Raw genomic sequence first — 24973 nt, 5'->3', positions numbered from 1 at the left:
TCTTATTAATAAGTTAATTATACAGGATTGTAAACGATTTCCAAATATATTCTCAGAAGAATTTATTAATTATTTTCATATTTGTTGCGTATAGAGGAACAACGCCCTTTTTAAATTTTTCTATCAAATCTATAATAAGAATATGTTGATAACAAAGGAAAGATTTCAACATTATTGAATCATTTCATTTAAAAATTGGAATTCATGTATACGTTTCCAAAAAAATAGGAGGAATTTTACATGCAAACTACTGAAAACAGAACAGAAAGAATGGATTGTTCCCATTTCATTGATGGCAGCTATGTACAGTCAGGTAACGGGAAGACATTTGAAAATACGAATCCGGCAACAGAAGAGCTATTAGGGAACGTTGCGGAAGGCGGAACAGAAGAGGTTGATCAAGCGGTACGCGCTGCAAGAAAAGCACTTAAAGGTGAATGGGGGAACATGCCCTTAAAGAAACGATCCAACATCATTCGTAAAATTGGCGATTTGATTTTGGAAAGACAAGATGAATTGGCAAGACTGGAATCCTTGGATACTGGTAAACCAATATGGCTATCTAAGAGTGTTGATATTGACCGGGCAGCTAATAACTTCTATTTCTTTGCGGACTATATGACTACAGTAGGAACGGAAGCATATCAGCAAGATGATATAGCCATTCATTATGCCGTTCGTAAGCCAGTTGGAGTTGTAGGACTTATTAACCCATGGAACTTGCCACTATTTCTTATGACTTGGAAGTTGGCTCCAGCTCTTGCGGCAGGAAATACAGCTGTAATGAAGCCATCTGAAGTAACACCAATTACAGCAACCATCCTGGCTCAAATATGTAAGGATGCTGGTGTGCCGGACGGTGTAGTAAATGTTGTCCATGGTTTTGGGGAAACTGGAGCAGCTCTAACGTCTCATGATAATGTAGATGCTATTGCCTTTACAGGTGAAACGGTAACAGGTTCTACAATTATGAAGGCTGCTGCACCAACATTGAAAAAATTATCCTTTGAACTTGGTGGTAAAAATCCAAATGTTATATTCGCAGATGCGGATATGGAAGATGTGATTGAAACGACAATTCGTTCTAGTTTTATTAATCAGGGTGAAGTATGCCTATGCGGTTCAAGAATTTATGTAGAGCGTCCAGTCTATGACGAATTTCTAGAACGATTTACGGCGAAGACGAAAGAGCTAGTTGTTGGTGATCCTTTTGATCCAAATACAAACGTTGGAGCGTTAGTAAGTGAGGAGCACTATAATAAAGTGCTTAGCTACTTGGATATTGCAAAAGAGGAAAACGGAACATTCTTAACAGGTGGTAAGGCTGCGGAAGGATTTGATAAAGGATATTTCGTGGAACCAACCATTATTACAGGTTTAGGTAAAGACTCAAGATGTGTACGTGAAGAAATTTTTGGACCGGTTGTAACCGTCATTCCTTTTGATACAGAAGAAGAGGTACTGGAACAAGTTAATGATACACATTATGGTTTAAGTGCAAGTGTCTGGACCGGTAATGTTAAACGTGCTACCCGTTTTAGTGGACAAATCGAAGCTGGTATCGTTTGGGTTAACACATGGTTCTTACGTGATTTGCGTACACCATTCGGTGGAATGAAACATAGTGGTGTCGGTCGCGAAGGTGGAGCACATAGTTTTGACTTCTACTCTGAATTAACAAATATCACTCTTAAAATGTAGGAATGCAGGAGGATACCAATGAAAACGGAAAATACAACAAAAACGGAAAGTCATGCAAAACACTTAAGCAATGCTTGGAGTCTAAAAGAAGGGGTTCAGCCAGTTACCGTGCTGGATCCTGACCTCTCTGTCGATGAGGCCTATCAAGTACAGTTGCACACCATTAATCAATATGTTAAAAACGGTGAACGCATCACGGGTAAAAAGATTGGCCTAACATCCAAGGCGATGCAAGAAATGTTAGGTGTAGGTGAACCGGATTATGGCCACTTATTAGATCAAATGGAAATTGAAAATGGTGGAACGATATCATCTGATCTTGTTTTACAACCAAAAGTAGAAGGAGAACTTGCTTTTATTTTAAAAGAAGATTTAGTTGGACCAAATGTAACGTCATTAGATGTACTAAAAGCAACAGATGCAATCGTTCCTGCACTGGAAATTGTAGATAGTCGTATAAAAGATTGGAAGATTACATTAGCGGACACGGTTGCAGATAATGCTTCCTCCGGATTGTATGTACTTGGGGGCAGACCAAGAAAAGTTGGAGACGTGGACCTAAAACAAATTGGGATGGCTCTCTACAAAAATGGCGAATTATTAAACACTGGAGTTGGTGCAGCAGCTTTAGGTGACCCAGCAAAATGTGTTGCATGGTTGGCTAATAAATTAGCAAACTATGGAATTACACTGAAAAAAGGGGAAGTCATTCTATCTGGAGCATTATCAGCTGCAGTAGAAGGAAAACCTGGAGACCATTTTTACGCGAAATTTGCTGAATTAGGGGAAGTGCATGTATCGTTTTCGGAATGAAAAAGTGAAAGTCCATTTTTATAAGGTTCTAAAACTTTAATAAAATCAAGGAGGGGTACTATGGGAAAAGTGAAAGTCGGTATCATTGGCTCTGGAAATATAGGATCAGACCTAATGATTAAATTAGCAAATTCAGATGAATTGGAATTAACGGCAATGATGGGGATTGATTTAACATCACGTGGAATGAAACATGCCCAATATTTAGGGCTTCAGGTATTTGATAATGGGGTTGATGGGCTACTTGATCATCCAGATTTAGTAGATATTGTTTTTGATGCAACAAGTGCTGGTGCACATGTTCATAATGCAGAAGTAGCCAAAAAACTTGGCAAACAAATGCTTGATTTAACACCAGCTGCTATCGGACCATTTGTTGCTCCTACAGTGAACCTTGGTGAACATTTAGAGGCAGATAATGTCAATCTAATTACATGTGGTGGACAGGCAACGATTCCAATTATTCATGCGATCAATCAAGTTGCAAATGTAGAATATGGAGAAATTGTTGCGACTATTTCAAGTAAAAGTGCTGGACCAGGAACAAGAGCAAATATTGATGAATTTACTGAAACGACGGCAAAGGCAATTGAAGAAGTCGGTGGAGCTAATAAAGGAAAGGCAATCATCATCCTAAATCCTGCTGAACCGCCGATTTTGATGCGTGATACTGTCCATGCAGTTGTTGAAGAAGGTACGATGGATCAAGCGAAAATTACGAATTCTGTCCTAGAAATGGCGAAAAAAGTTCAATCCTATGTGCCTGGATATAATGTGCGTACAGAACCTATCTTTGATGGCAATAAAGTTACTGTATTCCTTGAAATCGAAGGAGCAGGACATTACTTACCGAAATATGCTGGAAATCTTGATATTATGACAGCTGCAGCAGTTAAAGTTGCAGAAGAATTTGCAAAAAATCGTGCGAATTTATCAGCTAATAGAGCTTAAGAAAGGAGGAATAATATGTCAAATCAAATAGATATTAAACTTACCGAAGTTGCATTACGCGATGGAAGTCATGCTGTTAGCCACCAGTTTACAGTTGATCAAGTAACATCCGTTGCAAAAGCGCTAAATGAGGCGAAAGTTCCGTATATTGAGGTTACCCATGGTGATGGATTAGGTGGTTCTTCATTACAATATGGATTATCTGGAACAGATGAATTGAAATTAATTGAAGCAGCAGTGTCTGTTGCCGATTTTTCGAAGATTGCGGTATTATTGCTTCCAGGTATTGGAACAATTGAGGATCTGAAAGTGGCAGCGGGTCTTGGAGCAAAAATGGCAAGAATCGCAACACATGTAACAGAAGCGGATGTTTCTAAACAGCATATCGAAACGGCAAAAACACTAGGACTGGAAACGGTTGGCTTCCTAATGATGAGTCATATGGCTCCAGTTGAAAAATTAGTAGAGCAAGCTAAATTAATGGAAAGCTATGGCGCCGATACGATCTATGTTGTAGACTCTGCAGGTGCACTACTTCCGCATGAAGTGAAAGATAGAATCAAGGCACTTCGCCAAGAGTTAACAGTAAATATTGGGTTCCATGGCCATAACAATTTGTCCCTTGCAATGGCTAATACATTAGTGGCAATTGAAGAAGGTGCCACTCGAATCGATGGTAGTATTCGTTGTTTAGGTGCAGGTGCAGGGAATACCCAAACAGAAGTATTAGTTGCAGTTTTAGAAAGAATGGGCATCCATACAGGTGTTGATTTGTACAAGATGATGGATATTGCCGAAGAAATTGTTGCGCCAATTTTACCAAAACCGCAAGAAATCAATCGTGATAGCTTAACATTAGGTTATGCAGGAGTATATTCTAGTTTTCTATTACATGCCAACCGAGCGGCTGAGAAATTCTCCGTAGATTCCCGTGATATCTTGATAGAATTAGGTAAGCGGGAAATTATTGGCGGCCAAGAAGATATGATTATAGATGTTGCGGCTGAACTAGAAAAAAAGAAAAAACAACTACAATTGTAAATTAATTATTAATAGAGAGTAATTAAAATTGTTCGTTGATATAAAAATAAACAATTGTAACTGGAGTGATATGACAATATGGATACTAATCAAATCAAAGAACTAGCTAATTATGTACACAACGCAGAAAAAGAAAAACAAGAAATAACAAAAATTACGACGGATTTATATCCGGAACTTTCCATTGATGAAGCATATCTCGTTCAAGAAGAACTGATTCGCCAGAAATTAGAAGAAGGGCATAAAATTATTGGTCCGAAGATGGGAATAACAAGTGAAGCTAAAATGAAACAAATGGATGTAGATGATCCGATATATGGCTATGTATTTGATAATATGGTAGTCGAAGAAGGAGATTCCATTTCCATATCTGATTATATCCATCCAAAAGTAGAACCTGAAATTGGGTTTATCTTAGGAAGAGATTTGGAAGGACCTGGCATTACTTCTCTAGATGTATTGCGCGCAACAGATTATGTTTTTCCGGCGATTGAGATTATTGATAGTCGATATGAGAACTTCAACTTTACACTTCCAGATGTTATTGCGGATAACACTTCTGCAGCAGGGGCAGTGTTTGGAACATATTTAAGAAAACCTGAAGAATTAGAATTGGATGTCGTTGGAGTAACATTATCGATAAATGGAGAGATCAGGTCATTGGGAGCTGGCGCTGCCGTATTGGGGCATCCAGCCAAATCTGTTGCAAGACTTGCTAATATGTTAAGTAAAAAGGGAGAAAAGGTAAAAGCTGGACAACCTATTTTAACGGGTGGTATTACATCCGCAGTCCGTCTATCTCCTGGTGATTTTGTTAATGTAAAATATGGTGGTTTAGGTGATGTTTCTTTCTTTGTAAAAGAATAATATAAATAATAGGATAATCTTGATATTAGGAGGGAAAAGCATGCCACTTATAAATATACAAGTGTTGGAAGGAAGATCTCCAGAAAAAATTGAAGCATTAATGAAGAATGTTAGTAATACGGTTAGTGAGTCATTGGATGCCCCGATAGAAAATGTCCGTGTTATTGTTAATGAAGTACCAAAATCGCATTGGTCTGTTGGTGGTAAAACAGCAGAAAAGTTAGGGAAGTAGGAAGAAATATGGTCGGTTCTTTTGCCTCCAGTTTATGGACGGCAGAAGAACCTTTTTTCCATATCCGCCTCAGTGGACTTCTTTATATTTATGATTAATGATAGAGTAAATGATTTTTTTAGCAATATTTTCTATTCGATCATTTTTCCGGTATTGTACATAAACTTTATTCGGGATATTGGAAATCTCACTTATTTCCCGTATTTCCACTTCACTTTCATATTGCTTATCAATACCAAGCATAGGAATGATTCCAATTCCTATCTCACTTGCAACTGCTTTAAAAAGCATTTCATTATGATCAACATCAATGCGAGTTATATTTTGTGCACCCATGAGTTGTTTATCAATTAGGTTCCATAAATAAGAATTTCGTTTATAACTGATAATCGTTTCCTCACTTAAGTCTTCTATGTGAAGCGTTTGTTTCTGACATAGATGATGGCTTTCTGGTAGGGCAATTACAAGGTTATTATCAAATAGATATTCTGAAATAATGTCATGATTATTTAATAGAACATCTCTAGTGAATATTAAGTCTACTTCACCTGAGAGAGCCAATTCATTTAAACTGACAGAATCAGATTCAATCACCTGGATATCTATCTTGCCAATTAATTTGATTGTTTTTAAAAGTTCTATAATAAATGAATAAGAGTATCCGGGGGAGAAACCAACTTTTATGACCGGATCTTTAACCTGGTTTGTAATTTCTTTTGAATGTTTCATATATACTAGAATATTTTCAGCATAGTCGATAAACATATTTCCTTCTTGTGTTAAGAAAATTTCATGACCAATTCTTTTAAAAAGCTCGCAACTTAAGATATCTTCTAGAGCCTTTATTCTTGATGTAATGGTTGGTTGCGTAACATTAAGGACAACGGCAGCTTTTGAATAGCTTTTATATTTGGCTACAGTTAGAAAAGTATGTAATTGACTTTCGTTCATTTTATTCCTCCTGGACTAGCTTATTTCAATTTCGGAAAGCGTTTACAAATATAGTTTGAATGATGCTTTTTTGTAGAATAATAGCGTAACTTAAAAAAATAGAGAAAACTATAGATTTATGATAGAACAAAAAACTACTGGATGTCAACTTAACTAATCGAAATTTACTAATATAGATTATTTTTTGAAATTTATATGTAAAGCAAAATAAATTCAATTGGAATCTAAATAATCAGACTCTTATAATGAGTAGTAAGCAAACAAATCACAAATTAATTTAGGTTATCTGCTGAGGAGTGATTTTAGAAGATAATCGAATGCGTGAGATATTAGAAAGTTAAAGTTGCTTTTGTAACAAGAGCTGTTAGAGGTAGTGGTACAAATGAACAACGAGTTAAAAGCAGTTGAGGAAATGCAAGCGGTAACAAATTAGGGAATCGGATACCATGCAAGAGTTACTTAAGTTACAGAAAATGTAGAGGCAATCAAAAGGAAATAAACTCTTAATAGAAACTGGAGGGTATCAAATGGATCAAATTATACGTGATAATACAGAGAAACATGAATTTCTTGTTCATCGAAGTGTGTTTTCTGATAAAGAAATATTAGCAAGAGAGCGAGCAGAAATTTTCAATAAGTGCTGGTTGTTCATCGGGCATGAAACGGAGATTCCTGAATTAGGTGATTATAAACGAAAAAAAGTTGGCGGACGCAACTTGCTATTTGTACACAGCCAGGATGGCGAAATTAGAGCTTTATACAATACATGTCCACATCGTGGAGCATTGGTTTGTAGGGAAAACGAAGGGAATTCAAGAGTATTCCGTTGTTTCTACCATGCTTGGAGTTTTAAAAATGACGGTGAGCTAGTAGGAATGCCTGGGAAAGATGGTTTTCCTGAAGATTTTAATGATGAAGGTACGAAGAACATGAAAGCGGTTAATAGAATAGAAAACTATCGTGGATTCATGTTTGTAAACTTTGATGAAAATGCTATTTCTTTAGATGAATATTTAGGAAATGCGAAAGAATACATTGATCTGGTAGTGGATCAATCGGAAAATGGATTAGAAGCTTTAGGTGGCGTACAAGAGTACAGTGTGAGAGCAAACTGGAAGTTGTTAGCTGAGAATAGTGTTGACTTATACCATGGTATGCCAACCCATAAAACGTATTTTGACATTAAGCAAGCACAAGATCCTAATTTAAAACGCGTGAAATTAGAAGGAAAAGGGATTGAATTGGACAATGGTCATGGTGTTATTGAATATGTAGCTCCATGGGGAAGACCTGTTGCACAATGGACTCCAATATGGGATGAGAAATTTAAAGCAGATATGGAAGAAATGAAAGTTAAACTTGCGGATCGATTTGGCGAGGAACGTGCAGATCGAATCGCAAATTACAATCGGAACATCGTAATATTCCCTAACCTAGTCATTAATGACATTATGGCTGTGACAGCAAGAACATTTTACCCGACATCGCCTGGTTATATGGAAGTATCCGGATATTCATTAGCTCCTAAGGGAGAAAACGAGAAACATAGATTGGCGAGAAATAATAACTTCCTGGAATTTTTAGGCCCAGGCGGCTTCGCGACACCAGACGATAATGAAGCATTGGAATTATGTCAGGAAGCATATAACAATAACCAAGAGGTTGAGTGGAATGATATTTCCAAAGGAATGGTTAGAGGAGAAGGTAACGCGCTGGCAACAGATGAGGTTCAAATGAGGAATTTTTGGAGGCAATATAATACAAGAATTCAAGAATCCTTGGAAAAGGAGGCTGCTTTAAAATGACTGTCACAACGGTAACGCGTCAAGATGTAGTTGATTTTCTATATAGGGAAGCAAAGATATTAGATGAATGGCAGTTGAATGAGTGGGCTGCATTGTTTACGGATGATGCTACCTATACTGTACCTCCTTTGGGTGATCCAAATGCAGATGCAACAAAATCTTTATACTATGTTCATGATAATCGAGCTCGACTGCAAGAACGTGCGGAAAGGCTTTTAAAGAAGGAAGCACATGTCGAATACCCACATTCTACTACGACGAGAAATGTTCATAATATAATCGTTAGTAATCTGGATTCTGATGTGATTACGGTGGAGTGCAATTTTACAACACACCGAACAAAACGAGAGGTAGTAGATACGTTTATTGGAAGAAATGAGTATGAGATTGTTTTGGAGAATAATGGATTTGCTATCAAAAGTAAAAAAGTCATTTTAAATTTAGATAGTTTAAGACCTCATGGAAAGATTAGTTTAATTTTATAGTAGTCTCATCAAGAATTAAAAGGTGGTGGATGGAATGAGTACCGAAAAAGAAATATACGATATGACCATTATAGGTGGAGGTCCAGTAGGTTTATTTACTGCTTTTTATGCAGGTATGAGACAAGCAAGTGTGAAAATAATTGAGAGTCTACCAGAATTAGGTGGTCAACTTGCAGCATTATATCCAGATAAATACGTGCATGATGTTGCTGGATTTCCAAAGATCAAAGCGAGTGATTTGGTCGATGGATTGATGGAACAAATGAGCCAATTTGAAAATGATATTTGTTTGGAAGAAGAGGTCTTAGAGGTTACAAAGGAAGACGATATTTTCACGATAAAAACAAGTAAGCAAACACATTATTCTAGAACCATTATTATTACTGCTGGAAATGGTGCCTTTAAACCAAGGAAAATGAACTTGGAGAATGAAGATAAATTTGAAGGGGAGAACCTTCATTATCACATTAAAGATCTCAATGAATTTAAAAATAGAGATGTAGCTGTTTTTGGTGGTGGAGATTCAGCGGTGGATTGGGCTTTAATGTTAGAGAATATCGCATCAAGCGTTACGATCGTTCACCGACGAGATCGCTTTAGAGCACATGATTATAGTGTAAAGCTACTGAAGGAGTCGTCGGTTAATATCTTAACACCATTTACTCCTACTGAAATAGTGGGAGAGGCCAAAATTGAATCAATAAAGTTGAAAGAAGCAAAAAGTGACGAAATTACCGAACTAAAAGTAGATGATTATATTCTGAATTATGGTTTTATATCTAATTTAGGTCCTATTAATGACTGGGGATTAGCCATAAATAAAAATTCTATTGTAGTCAACTCAAAGGCGGAGACCAATATACCAGGTATTTATGCTGTTGGAGATATATCAACATATGAAGGTAAAGTTAAGTTAATGGCAACTGGTTTTGGCGAAGCTCCAATTGCGGTGAGTAATGCGAAGGTTTACATTAATCCAGATGAATCCCTTCACACTGCACATAGTACATCCATTATGAGCAGAGAAAAGAAGCAAAAGAAAAGTAAAGTTGTCGCAGGATAGAGTTGAGATTATTAATTGGGTGAACTTTCAATACAATATTTTAAAAACAAACTTTGGAGGTAATATAAATGTCAAAAGTATCAGAAGAAATTATCAGTAAAGAAACAGCACAAGAAAGGTTAGAGACCTATCTACGAACGGTTGCACACCTAGGACATGTAGAAATCAGCGTCGATAATTTCGATGAATCATTATGGTTCTATACAGAAGTATTGGGTCTTGTATTAACAGAAACAGATGGGGATACTGCTTATTTACGCGCATGGCAGGACTTTGATCATCACACACTAGTATTAAAAGCATCGGATAAATCAGAAGTGAATCGCATTGGCTGGCGTGTAAGCTCGAAAGAATCCCTACTATTATTTGAAAAACTTTTTAAAGAAATGAACATTGAATACAATTGGGTTGAAGGTGGACAAAAGAAAGGATTAGGAGATCTGCTTCATTTTAAATCACCTACAGGTTTACCGGTTGAATTGTATTGGGAAAAAGAAAAGTTTGTAACGAATGATCCAAAATTGATTTCTAAACTACCGAGTCATCCAAGTAAATATATGATGAGAGGAGTTTCCCCTCGTCGTTTTGACCATGTTAACATTTTGACTGATGATGTGCAAAAAGAACAACAATGGTGGACAGAACTACTTGGTATTCATCATCGTTATTATGTACAGAACAATGAGGATATACGTTTAGGTTCATGGTTAAGTAGAACAAATATTGCTCATGAAATCGCATTTATGAGAAACTCACAACAAACTGGTTCAAAATTCCACCATCTAGCATATTACTTAGATTCCCCTGATGAATTAATTCGCGCAGCAAATATCATGGTAGAAAATGGTATTAAGATTGAGTGGGGTCCTGGTAAGCATGGAACAAGTGGTGCACAATTCATTTATGTTTTTGAACCTTCTGGTCATCGTATAGAAATTTGGACAGGCGGATTCTTGATGTTCTCACCAGATTGGGAAGCAATCGAATGGTCTGCAGGTAAAGGTCAATTAGGTCTGGAAATGTGGGGAAGTACACCACCGGAATCCTACTTTACTTACGGAACGAAAATTGGCGAATAAAAAAAGAAGAAAGATAGACTGTTCAGTCTATCTTTCATTTACAAATAAGGAAGTATAAAACTTTCTTACTTGTCTTAGTCTAAAAAATACGATGCTAGGAGAGGAAATTTGTGCAGCAATTAAAAGTTGATTTCCATACACATATTATATCGGAGGAATTTTTAAACTTAGCCGAGAAATATGGCGATGATCGCTTTCCTGTTTTAGAAAAAACATGTGATTGTGGCGCCAACATTATGATAAAGGGTAATAAATTCAGGAACATAACAGATAATGCTTGGGCTGCGGAAGAGCGAATTAAAGAAATGGATAAAGAAGGAATTGATATTCAAGTATTATCGCCTATTCCTGTTACACTCAGTTACTGGGCAGAACCTGAACAGGGGTTAGAACTTTCACAGTTTCAAAATGATTTTATTGCATCTATTACAAAGGAACATCCACAGCGATTTATTGGCTTAGGTACGGTTCCATTACAGGATGTTGATTTATCAATAATAGAAATGAAAAGAGCAGTGAATGAATTAGGATTAAAAGGGCTTCAAATCGGAAGTAATGTTAATGGGAAGAATTTAGATGATGAATCATTAGACCGTTTTTTCCAAGCAGCCAATGAACTGGGAGTACCGTTATTCGTTCATCCTTGGCAAACATTGGGTGGTGAACGTATGCCACGTCATAACTTTATGTATATGGTTGGAATGCCATCAGAAACAGCGCTAGCAGCCGGAAGTATCATTATGAGCGGAATGCTTGATAAGTATCCCAATTTAAAAATATGCTTTGCACATGGTGGAGGTTCCTTGCCATATTTGTTACCAAGAATGGATAAAGGTTGGGACGTATGGCCGCAAATAAGAAAGACGGAGAAACCACCTAGTCATTACGCGAAACTACTTTATTATGATTCTCTTGTTTATGATGAAAGTAATTTACAGTTTATGATTGATCGATTCGGCGTGGATCAAATCATAGCCGGTTCGGACTATCCATTTTTATTGCGAGAAACTCCATCTGGAAAAGTAGTGGATAAATTAACAACATTAAATGAGGAAGAAAAAGCAAAAATACATGGTTTTAATGCTTTAGACTTTTTAAATTTGAATAAAGAGCAATATACCAAAAGTCTATTGAAACAGCAGTAGAGGGAGAGGATAATTTTGGCTTTTGTAATAACGAGTCCATGTATGGGTGAAAAGGCAGGGGAATGTGTCAGTATTTGCCCAGTCGATTGTATTGAAGAAGGTCCTAATCAATTTTTTATTGATCCAAATATATGTATTGATTGCGGCGCTTGTGTTGCTACTTGTCCAGTCGATGCAATCGTTGATGAACATGATTTAACAGGCGAACAAGAAGAATATTTAGAGAAGGCCGAAAGCTTCTTTGGATAGAAGGCGGGAAACAGTAAGATTGTACCGTTTCCAACTTCATAGAAAAATGGGAATGTTGTCATGTAAACAACATTCCCATTTTCTATTTAATATCTTCTAAAGGTCTTAAACTTCATGATTAAAATTAAAAACTAATTCGTTTAGATAATAAGCTCTTTTGACGATTAATATGTTATTTTATTCAGCAGGTTCTAGTTCACTTTCGATAACCCATTTATGATTAACGACTTCCTCTCCACCTGATGGAGTGAAGTCAACCATGTATACGGTAGTTTCTTCAGCTGAATCTATTACAGCTGTGGCACCATCCATTCCTTTCATATGATCTGCACCCAATATAACCTCAGTACCTGGTTCCAAAGGGGCTTCTTCCGAATTTTCGAATTCTTCATGGATTACCCATTTATGATTCTCTACAGTTTCTCCACCATTTGTTGGTGTGTAGGATACCTCATACGCAGTTGTATCATATGCACCAACGATGGTTGCCTCTGCGCCACTCATAGCTTCCATATTCATGTGTTCAGCTGTAATAATTGCGTTACTCCCAACTTCATAGGTTGGATTCTCTGCTTCTTCCAAATTGTCAGGAACTTCCCCTGAACTGGACATGTGCTGTTTCATATTTTCTTCAGAATGAGAGGCTGATTCCTCACTCGTGTTTTCTTGGTTTTTCTTAGTTCCTTCTGTATCGGTTTCACTGTTGCCACTACACGCTGCTAAAAGGAAGGCGGTGATTAACAGTAAGATGCCCAATAAGTGTTTTTTTCTTTTCATATATATCCTCCTTTTATTGACCTCTAAATTACAATACCCCATATATGTATATTTATAACATTCTATTGAAACATGCGTTAGTTAAACATTAGTTTTGACAGACCTTTAACGGGTATAATATATATAGGAAGATAGGAAGTATAAAACCTACTTATCTGTATAAGTGTGGATTTAGCGAAAGCCTAGTTACCGAAAAAAAGGAGAATATAAATGTTAACATATGACGCAATAATAATTGGTTTTGGGAAAGCCGGTAAGAAAATGGCCGGAGAGCTTGCGACTAAAGACTGGAAGGTAGCAATGATTGAGGAAGATCCCAAGATGTATGGTGGGACCTGTATAAACATCGCATGCATCCCTACAAAGACACTTGTTCATGATGGTTTGAAAGGAGTACCTTATGGAGAAGCTATTGAGCGAAAAAATAGTGTAGTAGAAAAACTGCGGGCTAGCAATTATAAAAATATCGCAGATAATAATCAGATAAGCCTTTACGAATCAGTTGCCAAATTCCGTTCAGATAAAGAAGTGGAAATAGAAGTGGAAGGAAAAACAGAAGTATTAACGGCTGAACATATTTTTATTAATACTGGTGCAACGAGCAATATTCCTCCAATGAAAGGTGATCTATCCTTGGATAAGGTCTACACAAGTACGTCTCTTATAGAACGTAAAGAACTGCCGGGACAATTGGCAATAATCGGTGCCGGGTATATTGGTTTGGAATATGCCTCCATGTATCAAAATTTCGGATCTGAGGTTACCGTCATTACACCGGATGATGAACTTCTGCCTAATGAGGATCCAGAAATTGCAGCAGAGGTACAGAAAATAATGGAAGAAAAGGGGATTCGATTTTTATATGGAGCGAAAGCGGAGGAAATAGAAGAGAACAATGATGATCTAGTGACACTACCATTATCCAATGGTGAAAAGGTAACTGCAAATGTAGTGTTGCTAGCTACTGGGCGAAAACCGAATGTGGAAAACCTTGGTCTGGACAATACTTCTATTGAACTTACAGAAGGCGGGGCAATCAAGGTCAATGACCATCTTGAAACAACAGTTGACAATATATGGGCACTTGGTGATGTGAGAGGTGGTATGCAGTTCACGTATATTTCCTTGGATGATTACCGAATTGTTGCGAATCATTTATTTGGTGATAAAAAATATTCGCTGGAAACTCGTAAAAATGTTCCATATTCGGTATTCATTGATCCACCATTATCAAGAGTAGGGATGACAGCAAAAGAAGCAGAAGATAAAGGCTTTGAAATCGCTGAAGGGAAATTGATGGTTGCATCCCATCCACGTGCACATGTTATCAATGATCTCCGTGGATTGTTTAAAGTAGTTGTTGATAAGGAATCGGGTAAGATTCTTGGTGCATCTCTCTTTGGTCCGGAATCACCTGAACTCATCAATTTGGTAAAACTTGCAATGGATTTAGATGCTCCATATACGTATTTAAGAGATCAAATGTACAACCATCCGGTAATGAGTGAGTCCTTCAATGATCTATTTGCTATTGAATGATAGAGATAGCTTGTTCAATTATAAAAGGAAAAAACGAAAGAAACTTAAAAAACCATCCCTTTATAAAGGGATGGTTTCCTATTTTATTAAAACAAATCTATCAATCGATCCCAAAAGCCTTTTTCCTCTTCTTGGATCTCTTCTGTTGATTCCGTTTCTTCTATTTCAATGCCTTCTGTTTGTAATACAAATTGCACGGTATTTACTTTTTTATTTTTACTAGATACGAATGAAACTGGCTCAAAGCCCGATTTATCATAGTCTTTCATCATTGCATCAGCTTCTGCCTCGATTTGTCCTGGCAGATCACTTGTAGACTCTTGTAATTCCGTTGTCCCGCTGTGAAGTTCACTTGCTCCATTACGAAGTGAGTTTGTTCCATCTGATAATTCTTGAATACCGCCATCAAGTTCACTATAGGACCCAGCAAGTTCACTTACACCATCTGTATAGCTTACAAAGCCACTATGGAATGACTTATATTCAGTTGCGAGAGATGACAGGCCTTCTTTTAATTGTGTAATAGAGTCCATTGTATCCATGCTCTCGATGGAAGCAGAAAGTTCGGTTGCCATGGTTTCTAAATTGCCCGCCATTTCCCGAATTGCACCTGTAACCTGTTCCAATGTTCCATCAACGGCACCAAATGCTTCTTTTACAGCAGAATAAGTAGCTTTTGCTTCATGTGCTACTGTGTAGGTTTCAACCAATTGATCGATGACATCGGCATTTGCACCACTTTCATAAAGTGTTTGAATGTCTGCGTCACTTATATTATAAGCTGGTATGGCTGTCATTGCATCATCAAATGTGCTATATGCTGTACTATAATTCTCTTTTAACATATCAAGTCCACTAGCAGATTCCTTGAGGCCTCCCGCAATTTGTTGAAGTACCTCTGGCAATGCTTCCAGCTCGCTCAAATCTATACTGCCAGAGCTTCCTTCCATTGATTCACTTATCGTTTGGAGTGCACTCTGAATCGAGGTAGAACCATTGACCAGTTCATTGGAGGATTGGTTCAGTTCACTGATTCCATTTAGGTACTCTGTAGAACCATTGCTTAGAGTAGCTGCACCTGTATTTAAATCAGAAATTCCCTGATTCAATTGTCCGACACCATCATTTACTTCAGCAATCGCAGTGGAGAGAGATTGCATGTCACCAGTCATACCACCAATATCGATGCCGTCAAATGACATAGATGAAGGGGTAGCAACAATGTCGATTGGCTCCATTTCAAAATTCACAACATCTGCTTCTACAACAAGCTCTTCCACTTGGTCTGGCATGATGGTAAATGTAATCTGCTTATTCTTTCCTGCGTTTGCCTCGATCCCATCGACTGCCTGAATATTATCATAGATTGCAGGATTAAGTGTTAACGAGATTTGCAGAAGGTAGTTTTCAAAGAATACTGGATTAACATCATTGTTTGCTGTTGTTTTAATCTGAATTTCTACATGGCCATCTTTACCCACTAAATCAGCTGGGGAAATTTCTTCTCCATCTAGTAGATAGTTGATTTTAATATCCCATGGGAGAGGCAGATTCTCCATATTTCCTTGGTAATAGAATTCTTTTTCGTCTGCTTCGAAATGAATGGCATTGTCTTCTGTCTGTTCCATTTCTGTTAAATTTGTTAAATTTCTTACGCTTGCGTAATCACCATAATCGGTGAACTTTCCGGGCTTGGTTACATAAAAGGTATTTACTATATACATTTGCTGTTGTGCACCGCTAGCATCCAAGTTTCCGTAGATGACTTCATCCTTTGCAGAATATGCTCCATCATCTGTTGCTGCTTCGTCTTTTTTTTCATTCGTATTTTCATTTGACGCAGCGGATAGTGGAAATGATGGGAATACAAGTAGGGTAGCCATCAATGCAATTGCTATTTTTCTAAATCGCATACGTATCATTTCTCCTTATAAAAGTTTGCTTTCCATGTTGTTTTCTTAATGACTTTGTCAAATACAAGCAGTAATGCCGGGAGGAAAAGAATAACCATCACAAATGCCAGCAATGTACCACGTCCAAGTAAAAGACCAATGGAGGATACGACCGGGTTTGATGATGTAAACCATAGTATAAATCCGACACTCGACAAGATGGATGCAGAGATAGCGATGGAAAACAGCTTCTCATCAATGGTTTTTTTAATTGCATCCAATGCAGTCATTTCTTTGCGATTTTTCAAATATGCTTCTGTTAATAGAATCGCATAATCGACGGTTGCTGCAAGCTGCACCGTACTAATAATCAAATATCCTACATATACAAGAGGGGAGTTTGTAAAATATGGTATCGATAAATTAATCCACACTGCTGACTGTATTGTGAGTAACAATGCGATTGGGATCGAAATCGATCGGAATGTTATAAGTAATACGACCGCAATTGAAATGATTGTTAATAGGTTGACAAGAGTGTTATCTTTTTGGACGACATTTTTAATATCGTAAAGTGTCACACTTTCCCCAAGCAGATGGTAGTCATCGTCATAATAATCTGCTGCTGTAGCTTTTACCGTTTCAATTAATGCAAATGCTTTGTCACCTTCTGTATCTGTTCTTGCATTCAAAATAATCCGGCTATAATTTTCCGAATAAAATTGTTCGGTTAAAGACTCGTCCAGATACTCTGGTGGAATTGCAGTTCCGACCGTGTTTACATAGGACACAATACTTTGAATGTGATCGATATTCTGTAAATCTTGAACAAGTTCCTCTTCTCTGGCGACATCTCCATTTGGGACAAGGATCACCATTGGAGTGTACTTCCCAAACACTTCTTCAATTTTAACGATGTCACTTCCAGCTCGTGTTGTTTCTGGTTGTTCTCCAATTCCGTAGATGAAATTGGTTTGACTTTGGCCTAAATATGCGGGAACAATTAGTACAACTACAAGGAGTAGTACCGGTATCCGAAGCTTTACAACAGAACCTCCAATTTTGCGTATGTTTGGAAGCAGTTGCTTATGCTGTGTTTTATCAATCCATTTATAAAAAGTAAGTGTCAGTGCTGGTAAAAAGACCATAACACTGATAAAGCTAAGGAGAATACCCTTCACAAGGTTTACACCTAAGTCAGCACCGATTTCAAAATCCATCAATGACAGTGCCATAAATCCGAAGAAGGTAGTCGATGCACTTGCTGCAATTGCGGGGAAGGATTGTTTCATGGCAAGGCGCATAGCTTCTTCCGGATCTGCTACTTTCTTACGGTAGTCAGAAAAACTATGTAGTAAGAAGATCGCATAATCGAGTGCTACGGCAAGCTGTAAAATTGGTGCAACCGATTGGGTTACAAATGATATTTCACCAACAAAAATGTTGGTACCTAGGTTAATAAGTACGGAAACACCAATCGCCGTAAGGAAAAATAAGGGTTCCACCCAAGATCTGGTTGACAGTACTAAAATAATAATAATGATTGGTATTAACAATAACGCAGCATGCATCGATTCAGTGCCGGTCATTTTTTGGGATGTTGCTGTATCAAGCGCTTCACCTGATATGGCGTTTTCATCACCAATCAGTTTATAAATAGCATCGGTTGTTTCGACCTCCATGCCTTCTTCGATATGGAAAGATAGGAGTGCTTTTTGACCTTTATAGTAAGACTCCACTGTCTCATGATCTGCCATCTCGATTGGCGTTTTGATATCAATCACATCATCGAGCCATGTCACATTACTAACGCCATCAATATTTTTAAGTGCTTCTTTATAGGAAAGAGCCTCTTGGATGGATACGTCTTGAAGCATGACTCGTGTATTTTCAATTGCACCATCAAATTCATCTTCCATCCTATCCATCGCTTCCATGGATGGGGCATCTTCAGGTAAGTAATCGACCATATTATAATTTACAGAAACCGTAAATTGCGCAAAGATGCTGATAACCGCAATAATTAAAAATGTGATTACAATCGGCTTTTTATGCTTTATTAATCTTGAGGCTATGTCAATCGGAATTCACCCTCTTCTTGAATATTTATTTAGAACACTATAATATTATAAACGACACTGTGTTGGGTTTACAACGGACAGTTTTATGGTTAACGTAAAAAGAACAACATATTTGGTGGAAACGTTGGATAATTTATAAAGAAAGTGTGAACAGATAATGAGTGATAAATTAGATCGAAGAAAGAAGTATACCAGGATGGTGTTAAAGGATAGTTTGATTGCTTTATTAAAAAAGAAGCAGATATCTTCGGTTACGGTAAAGGAAATATGTGAAATTGCAGACATTAATCGCTCAACATTTTATTCCCATTACAAAGATTCATTTGACTTGCTGCATCAAATGGAAGAAGAAATCATTGAGGATATGAATGCTTATCTGAATCAATATAATTTCGCAAAAGAAGAGGAATCTCTAAAAATGACAGAACGGTTGTTGGAGTACATCGTATCGAAGCGGGAGATTTGCCACACACTTCTAAATGAAAATGGGGATACATCATTTGAAAAACGAGTCATGACAGTGGCACAAAATTTTCTGATTCAAAACTGGATGGACATCAATGTATTCGATACGAAACATTACGAATATGTAAGTACATTTATTATTAGCGGCAGCATTCATATTATCAAACACTGGCTTGCAAATAACATGGACCAAAGCCCAAAAGAAATAGCCCTGATTATCAACCATATTGCCAATAATGGTTTGAAGGGGTAAGCGGGACAAAGGGACAGGTTTACTGTCCCGTAAAGATTCGAAAGCAAGCTACTACTTCTTCTTAGTGAGGAAGTGGTAGTTTGTATTCTTGTGTTGTGATAGAACTTTCCCTTCCTTATCAACTTGAGAACCAAGACAAATAGTTTTCTATCTACTTGGGTGAGAATTGTCCCTATGTCACATCATGTAGTTGCATACAATAAAATCACCAAATGACGACTCTATTCTCTATTTCTTCTAATATAAAAGGCATGAATAAGTTTCAATATTGGCCGTCCCAACAATTGGGCACTACCTAGAATAAATAATATCGTTCCGAACATTTTTGTGTTAGGAAATAGAAACAGAATACTACCAATAAGAAACCATATACCTAACGTGAGGTCATTCATTATGGAAAGGAATCTATACTTTTTTCTGAAGAATACCTCGAATTTCCCCATCTGCAGGTCATAATAATTTTTATCATTTTTTATGTTTGGCATCTATTAGAGCCTCCTTTACTCACTATTACCTGTTACCTACTTAGAAAAAATTTAAACAAAGACGTGAATCAGGATTGAATAGATCTAACGTTCATCATTTTACTTAATCAAAACTAATAAAAGTAAACTGAAACTTCTAAGATTAATTTATGACAAAGAGGAGGATATAAGATGCTACAAAAACTTTCAGCTGGATATCACGCCCAACCATTCAGAGGCCCGTTTTCTATTACGCGTATCCAGCCAAGTGATATTTTAAAAGAAGAAACCGATGATTCTGCATTTGGACCGTTGAGCAATATCGACCATGCGATAATGAAAAAGGGTTTAACAATTAAAATGCATGAACATGTTAATGATGAGATTTTCAGCTATGTATGGAAAGGAACGTCATATCATAATGATTCTGCTGGATTTGAAACTTTGATTTCACCTGGTAAATTAATGATGGTGAATGCAAGGTATAGCTTTTGGCATGAAGAAAGATTATGTGGAACTCCGTTCGACCACGAGAAGCGGACCTTAAGCCTGTTATTCAATTTCACGATAAACCAACAGATAATCGGGATTGGTATCTGATGGTCGGTCCAGAAGCTAGTAACGCACCGTTATATGTCAGGCAAAACGTTTACATATTGGATTCCCACCCGAAAATTGGTGATGTATTAGAAATACCAGCTTATAAAGGATTAATAGCTTTTCTATATGTACTGAATGGGCAAATCACATTAAAAGATATAGAGATAAAGAAACAGGAAGATTTGAAAGCCCCACTTCCTGCTTTAACAGCTATTGAAGATACCACCCTTGTATTATTTTTTGTTGACATGCAAGCACTTTCATCGATGACAGGAACCATTAGCGGACTAGGAAAGGGATAGTTGCACTATCTACCTATAATAATCCAACCGAAATGGGGTATATATAAGTTCATTAGGAGGGTGAGTTTATGGGGTTAATCGATAAATTGAAAAAAGGGAATACATCTTCTGGATTTGCAGCAATAGGAAATACATTTCTGGCAGTGATTAAAGGCATTGCTGCTATGATTAGTGGAAGCGGAACAATGTTTGCGTCAACGATGCATTCCCTTGCAGATGCTGTGAATCAGGGATTTGTTTATTTTGGGAGTGTCTTGGCTGAATTGCCTGCAACGAAGCGATTTCCGACAGGTTTTGGCCGGGTTATCAATATTTTCTGTATGGTAGCTGTAGTAGTAGTAACGATTATGGCATATGAGACCATCAAGGAAGGCTGGCATTTACTGCAACATCCAACGGAAGCAAGTAATTTCATGCTGAATATGATTGTTTTGCTCATTGCTTTTGTTGTCGATGGAACTATTTTGTATAAGGCAATGAAGGAAATATCAATGGAAACAAAGGCCGACAAGTCCAATGGTATCATCCGTAATGCATTTAAAAATTCAGGGAAAGCTTCACCTGCCACACGTCTTGTTTTCTATGAGGATCTTGTTGCGACTTCAGGTGCACTACTGGCAATCATAGGAATTATTCTTGCGCAATATTTTGGCATTCTTGAAGCAGATGGGATTGCATCGATAATTATTGGGTGTTTTATGCTATTTGTAGCCTTTCGGGTTGGTTATGATAATATGGTTGGTTTAATCGGTGTATCAGCTCCGGCTGAAATTAAGGAAAAAATGTCTACTGTTATAATGAATGATCCAGATGTGGTAGATATAAGAACAATTCAAATGATTCAAGAAGGACGTCTGTACCACCTAGAAGGAATAATAGAATTACGTAAGGGATTAACTCTTGATGAAGCAGATGACATAAAGGAAAGAGTCAAAAATGTTCTTCTAAGAGAATCGGGAATTGCTGCTGTATTACTTGGGATCGTCGAGACAGATGAAATACAAAATCACTAATAGCGAGGAAGCGTGGGGACGGTGGTTCTCCTGCTTCCTTTTTAAATTTAGAAACGGAATCAGGAGAACAGTCCCCATGCTTCCTTCATTTTATTTATTGGTATTATTTATAAATGGCTAGTATATTTGAAGTAACTGAATTAAAAATCAAACCATGAATAGTATTGTAGCTAGAAGAATATTTACAGGGAGAGGATTTGTCTATGATTGAAATCGGGTTCATCCGCCATGGCACTACCGCATGGAATAAAGAACAAAGAGCACAGGGGAGTTCCGATATACCATTGAATGAAGAAGGGTTGATCCAGGCGCAGCAGGTGGCCGAGCGATTAAGTGCTGAAAAATGGGATGTTATTTATTCAAGTGACCTATCTAGAGCACGCCAGACTGCAGAAGCGATCGCAAATAAAACAGGCATTCCACTCCAGTTGGATTCAAGACTTCGTGAATTAGGCGGAGGATTAATTGAAGGAACGATAGAAGAAGAACGAATCAATAAGTGGGGTTTAGAATGGCGCCAGATGGACTTAGGTATGGAAACAGAAGAGAGCTTAATTGCCAGGGGTACTTCATTTATGGAAGAATTGGTAGAGAAGCATGAGAACAGCAGAATTTTAATCGTCAGCCACGGTGCTTTTCTGAGACGATTATTAAAGACGGTTGTACCACATTTCAATTTTGATGAATCGTTGAAAAATACATCGGTTACTTCTTTGTTAATGGCGGATGAACAATGGAATTGCAATTTATATAATTGTACAAAACATATTGTTAAAAGCTAAAAAAAACTAGCTGTATTTTCAAAATTTAAAACGAGAGGTGAATTTAATGGATGTTTATCAAGCTATTCAAGCTAGACGTGAAATTACAAAGTACAAAAATACGAAAGTAGCAGATGATATATTGACTAAGGTGGTTGATGCAGGTGTATATGCACCTACAGGCAATAACATGCCATCCAAAAATTTAATCGTCGTCAAAAAACGCAGTACACTGGATCAATTAGCTGAAACGACACCATATATGAAGTGGCTAAAGGAAGCTCAAGCAGCAATTGTGGTTACTGGAAAACCAGGAGTTAGTAAATATTGGCTTCAAGATGCTTCATTTGCATGTGCGTATATTTGGTTAGAGGCTGTAGAGGTTGATTTAGGATCGGCGTTCGGTGCAATATACAATGCAGAAGATGAAGAAGAATCAGTGAAGCGAGAAAATTATGCGAGAAATCTTTTAGAAATACCCGAGGAATGTCGTGTTGTTGCTGCTTTAGGCTTGGGTTATCCAAACGAAACACCAAAACCAAAGAAACATGTACCAAGAGAAGAAGTGGTTTTTGTAGAGAAGTTTAAAAGCTCTCGGGACTAGAGTATTGGAGGGCGGCTTCCTCTCCAACTGAAAAAAGCGGTGAACTTTCTAACAATGAAATGCCACAACAGTCAAACGATAGTTTTTTACCGTTTGTGTTATAGAGGGAAGAGTCAGCGCCACCACTACAGGGGGTGGCGCTTTGCTATACGAATAGGCTGGGTAAGAATAAACTGTCTGTCTTCATTAGGTTGGATAATAAATTGGTGGGAGAATAAACTAAGGGCTGAGTTCTATTGTAGAAAATCATGTAGAAATTGAGCATCTATAAATAGGAAGAGAAGGGGGATATAATGACAAACGGAAAAGAAATAGCAAAAACTGGATGGAACCTAGACAATAGTTTTGCGAGTTTACCGGAATTGTTTTACAGTGAAATTACTCCAAATCCAGTACATTCACCAAAGCTGGTTATGTTCAATAGTCCGCTGGCAGCTTCCCTTGGGTTAAATGATCAAGTATTAAAAAGCGACGACGGGATAGCGATTCTTACAGGTAACCGGGTTCCCGAAGGTTCGATGCCACTTGCTCAAGCCTATGCAGGCCACCAATTTGGGAATTTTACTATGTTAGGGGACGGCCGGGCTTTATTAGTTGGTGAGCAGATTACCCCTCAAGGTGACCGAGTTGATATTCAACTGAAGGGTTCAGGTAGAACACCCTATTCCCGTGGGGGCGATGGACGTGCAGCACTTGGACCGATGCTTCGTGAGTATATTATTAGTGAGGCGATGCATGCGCTTGGTATTCCAACTACACGTAGTCTGTCTGTGGTTACTACCGGGGAATCAATCAGGCGTGAGACGGAACTTCCCGGTGCGATTATGACGCGTGTGGCTTCCAGTCATTTACGTGTTGGTACTTTTGAATATGCTGCAAACTGGGGTGAGAAGGAAGATATTCAGGCTCTCGCTGATTATGCATTACAACGACATTATCCAGATGCTGGCCCGGATGGTTATCATTTTCTGCTTCAAGAAGTAATCAAGCGTCAAGCCGCATTAGTGGCAAAATGGCAATTGGTTGGCTTCATTCATGGGGTAATGAACACGGATAACATGACGATAAGTGGAGAAACGATTGATTATGGTCCGTGTGCCTTCATGGATACGTATGATCCGAAAACTGTCTTCAGTTCCATTGATATTCAAGGCCGTTATGCCTACGGTAATCAACCTGGTATTGCTGGATGGAATCTTGCACGTTTTGCTGAAACCTTATTACCTTTACTGCATGAAAATAAAGAGGAAGCACTTAAACTAGCTCAGGATACTGTTTCAAATTTCAAGAATTTATATCATTCCAGCTGGCTTTCAGGAATGAGAGCAAAACTGGGAATATTCAATGAAGAAACAGAGGACATGCCTCTCATTGAGGAACTACTCGATATGATGCAGAAGTATCGTGCAGACTATACAAATACGTTCCTCGCCTTGACATTTGATACACATGAGGATTTTATTCTGTTTGGTACTCCAGAATTTGTTCAATGGCAGGATCAGTGGCAGGCGAGACTAAGTAGACAAGAAGAAAATAGTGCTGCCTCACATCAGTTGATGAGGGATAGTAACCCTGCTGTAATTCCTAGGAATCATCGAGTAGAAGCTGCACTGGAAGCCGCAGAAAAACAGGGGGACTACAGTGTAATAAACAAGCTGCTTACTATTCTTGCAAACCCATACGCACACACTGCCGAACAAACCGAATATACGACACCAGCCGCAGCATCAACACAACCATACCAAACCTTCTGCGGCACATGACTCGGAAGCACGGGGACGTTTTTTTTGCTTCCATTTGTAAGTATTGAGGGCAGGAAAGAATGTCCCCATGCATCCTA

General features: G+C 37.8%; 25 protein-coding genes. 20 read left to right on the top strand and 5 right to left on the bottom strand.

The features are described 5' to 3' along the window. Positions 1–240 precede the first annotated feature (240 nt). The 6 genes from BV906_RS09335 to BV906_RS09310 all read left to right on the top strand — a co-directional run bounded on the left by BV906_RS09335 (position 241) and on the right by BV906_RS09310 (position 5605). Positions 241–1701 carry an aldehyde dehydrogenase gene (locus BV906_RS09335; RefSeq protein WP_087973260.1) on the top strand — a complete coding sequence of 487 codons (1461 nt, stop codon included), beginning with the start codon at positions 241–243 and terminating at the stop codon, positions 1699–1701. An 18-nt stretch (positions 1702–1719) separates the two neighbouring features. After that, positions 1720–2514, top strand: a complete 795-nt coding sequence (locus tag BV906_RS09330; RefSeq protein WP_087973259.1) for a 2-keto-4-pentenoate hydratase — start codon at positions 1720–1722, stop codon at positions 2512–2514. 60 nt (positions 2515–2574) lie between these two features. Next, a complete protein-coding gene (locus BV906_RS09325; RefSeq protein WP_087973258.1) occupies positions 2575–3465 on the top strand; it encodes an acetaldehyde dehydrogenase (acetylating) in 891 nt (296 codons plus the stop codon). Positions 3466–3480: 15 nt separating this feature from the next. Continuing rightward, the gene (gene dmpG, locus BV906_RS09320) at positions 3481–4506 is read left to right on the top strand and encodes a 4-hydroxy-2-oxovalerate aldolase (protein WP_087973257.1); all 1026 of its coding nucleotides are present in this window, start codon (positions 3481–3483) and stop codon (positions 4504–4506) included. A 78-nt stretch (positions 4507–4584) separates the two neighbouring features. Next, a complete protein-coding gene (locus BV906_RS09315; protein WP_087973256.1) occupies positions 4585–5373 on the top strand; it encodes a 2-keto-4-pentenoate hydratase in 789 nt (262 codons plus the stop codon). 40 nt (positions 5374–5413) lie between these two features. Continuing rightward, on the top strand, positions 5414–5605 hold the full coding sequence (locus BV906_RS09310; protein WP_087973255.1) for a 4-oxalocrotonate tautomerase: 192 nt from the start codon (positions 5414–5416) through the stop codon (positions 5603–5605). A gap of 69 nt (positions 5606–5674) precedes the next feature. Here the strand turns inward: BV906_RS09310 and BV906_RS09305 are convergent, their stop codons facing one another. Next, positions 5675–6556, bottom strand: coding sequence for a LysR family transcriptional regulator (locus BV906_RS09305; protein ID WP_087973254.1), 882 nt, complete (start codon positions 6554–6556; stop codon positions 5675–5677). Positions 6557–7083: 527 nt separating this feature from the next. Between BV906_RS09305 and BV906_RS09300 the strand changes: the two genes are divergently transcribed. The 6 genes from BV906_RS09300 (at position 7084) to BV906_RS09275 (ending at position 12382) form a co-directional block, all read left to right on the top strand. Further along, complete coding sequence (locus BV906_RS09300; protein ID WP_087973253.1) at positions 7084–8361, top strand: aromatic ring-hydroxylating oxygenase subunit alpha; 1278 nt, start codon at positions 7084–7086, stop codon at positions 8359–8361. Continuing rightward, entirely contained in the window at positions 8358–8846 is a 489-nt protein-coding gene (locus BV906_RS09295) for an aromatic-ring-hydroxylating dioxygenase subunit beta (protein WP_087973252.1), read from the top strand. Before BV906_RS09300 ends, BV906_RS09295 begins: the two co-directional genes overlap by 4 nt. Before the next feature lie 34 nt (positions 8847–8880). Beyond that, positions 8881–9909: an NAD(P)/FAD-dependent oxidoreductase gene (locus BV906_RS09290; protein WP_087973251.1), complete on the top strand. Its 1029-nt coding sequence runs from the start codon at positions 8881–8883 to the stop codon at positions 9907–9909. 68 nt (positions 9910–9977) lie between these two features. Beyond that, positions 9978–10988, top strand: coding sequence for a VOC family protein (locus BV906_RS09285; RefSeq protein ID WP_087973250.1), 1011 nt, complete (start codon positions 9978–9980; stop codon positions 10986–10988). Positions 10989–11098: 110 nt separating this feature from the next. After that, complete coding sequence (locus BV906_RS09280) at positions 11099–12133, top strand: amidohydrolase family protein (protein WP_087973249.1); 1035 nt, start codon at positions 11099–11101, stop codon at positions 12131–12133. Between the two features lie 15 nt (positions 12134–12148). Continuing rightward, complete coding sequence (locus BV906_RS09275; protein WP_087973248.1) at positions 12149–12382, top strand: ferredoxin family protein; 234 nt, start codon at positions 12149–12151, stop codon at positions 12380–12382. Positions 12383–12559: 177 nt separating this feature from the next. Here the strand turns inward: BV906_RS09275 and BV906_RS09270 are convergent, their stop codons facing one another. Beyond that, on the bottom strand, positions 12560–13159 hold the full coding sequence (locus BV906_RS09270) for a YdhK family protein (RefSeq protein WP_087973247.1): 600 nt from the start codon (positions 13157–13159) through the stop codon (positions 12560–12562). A gap of 210 nt (positions 13160–13369) precedes the next feature. On the opposite strand from BV906_RS09270, the gene BV906_RS09265 reads away from it, so the two are divergent. Next, positions 13370–14698 carry an FAD-containing oxidoreductase gene (locus tag BV906_RS09265; RefSeq protein WP_087973246.1) on the top strand — a complete coding sequence of 443 codons (1329 nt, stop codon included), beginning with the start codon at positions 13370–13372 and terminating at the stop codon, positions 14696–14698. 86 nt (positions 14699–14784) lie between these two features. Here the strand turns inward: BV906_RS09265 and BV906_RS09260 are convergent, their stop codons facing one another. Both BV906_RS09260 and BV906_RS09255 read right to left on the bottom strand, forming a co-directional pair. Continuing rightward, positions 14785–16611, bottom strand: coding sequence for a YhgE/Pip domain-containing protein (locus tag BV906_RS09260; protein ID WP_176330301.1), 1827 nt, complete (start codon positions 16609–16611; stop codon positions 14785–14787). 5 nt (positions 16612–16616) lie between these two features. Then, entirely contained in the window at positions 16617–18560 is a 1944-nt protein-coding gene (locus tag BV906_RS09255; RefSeq protein ID WP_087973245.1) for an efflux RND transporter permease subunit, read from the bottom strand. Between the two features lie 268 nt (positions 18561–18828). On the opposite strand from BV906_RS09255, the gene BV906_RS09250 reads away from it, so the two are divergent. Next, positions 18829–19389, top strand: a complete 561-nt coding sequence (locus tag BV906_RS09250; RefSeq protein WP_087973244.1) for a TetR/AcrR family transcriptional regulator — start codon at positions 18829–18831, stop codon at positions 19387–19389. Positions 19390–19610: 221 nt separating this feature from the next. On the opposite strand, the gene BV906_RS09245 is transcribed toward BV906_RS09250, so the two are convergent. Continuing rightward, a complete protein-coding gene (locus tag BV906_RS09245; protein ID WP_087973243.1) occupies positions 19611–19874 on the bottom strand; it encodes a YrhK family protein in 264 nt (87 codons plus the stop codon). 171 nt (positions 19875–20045) lie between these two features. Here BV906_RS09245 and BV906_RS09240 point away from each other — a divergent pair, with 171 nt between their 5' ends. The 6 genes from BV906_RS09240 (at position 20046) to BV906_RS09215 (ending at position 24896) form a co-directional block, all read left to right on the top strand. Continuing rightward, positions 20046–20453 (top strand): pirin family protein, encoded by a 408-nt coding sequence (locus tag BV906_RS09240; RefSeq protein WP_087973242.1) that lies wholly within the window; start codon positions 20046–20048, stop codon positions 20451–20453. Further along, positions 20453–20755: a hypothetical protein gene (locus BV906_RS09235; protein ID WP_087973241.1), complete on the top strand. Its 303-nt coding sequence runs from the start codon at positions 20453–20455 to the stop codon at positions 20753–20755. Before BV906_RS09240 ends, BV906_RS09235 begins: the two co-directional genes overlap by 1 nt. 68 nt (positions 20756–20823) lie before the next feature. Further along, positions 20824–21768 (top strand): cation diffusion facilitator family transporter, encoded by a 945-nt coding sequence (locus BV906_RS09230; protein ID WP_087973240.1) that lies wholly within the window; start codon positions 20824–20826, stop codon positions 21766–21768. Between the two features lie 203 nt (positions 21769–21971). Next, positions 21972–22550, top strand: coding sequence for a histidine phosphatase family protein (locus tag BV906_RS09225; RefSeq protein ID WP_087973239.1), 579 nt, complete (start codon positions 21972–21974; stop codon positions 22548–22550). 46 nt (positions 22551–22596) lie between these two features. Then, the gene (locus tag BV906_RS09220; protein WP_087973238.1) at positions 22597–23133 is read left to right on the top strand and encodes a nitroreductase family protein; all 537 of its coding nucleotides are present in this window, start codon (positions 22597–22599) and stop codon (positions 23131–23133) included. 293 nt (positions 23134–23426) lie between these two features. Further along, positions 23427–24896 carry a protein adenylyltransferase SelO gene (locus BV906_RS09215; RefSeq protein WP_087973237.1) on the top strand — a complete coding sequence of 490 codons (1470 nt, stop codon included), beginning with the start codon at positions 23427–23429 and terminating at the stop codon, positions 24894–24896. Positions 24897–24973: the final 77 nt, after the last annotated feature.

This window comes from Oceanobacillus rekensis, assembly GCF_002153375.1.
GTDB lineage: Bacteria > Bacillota > Bacilli > Bacillales > Amphibacillaceae > Oceanobacillus > Oceanobacillus rekensis.
This window is presented reverse-complemented; position numbering and strand designations above follow the sequence as displayed.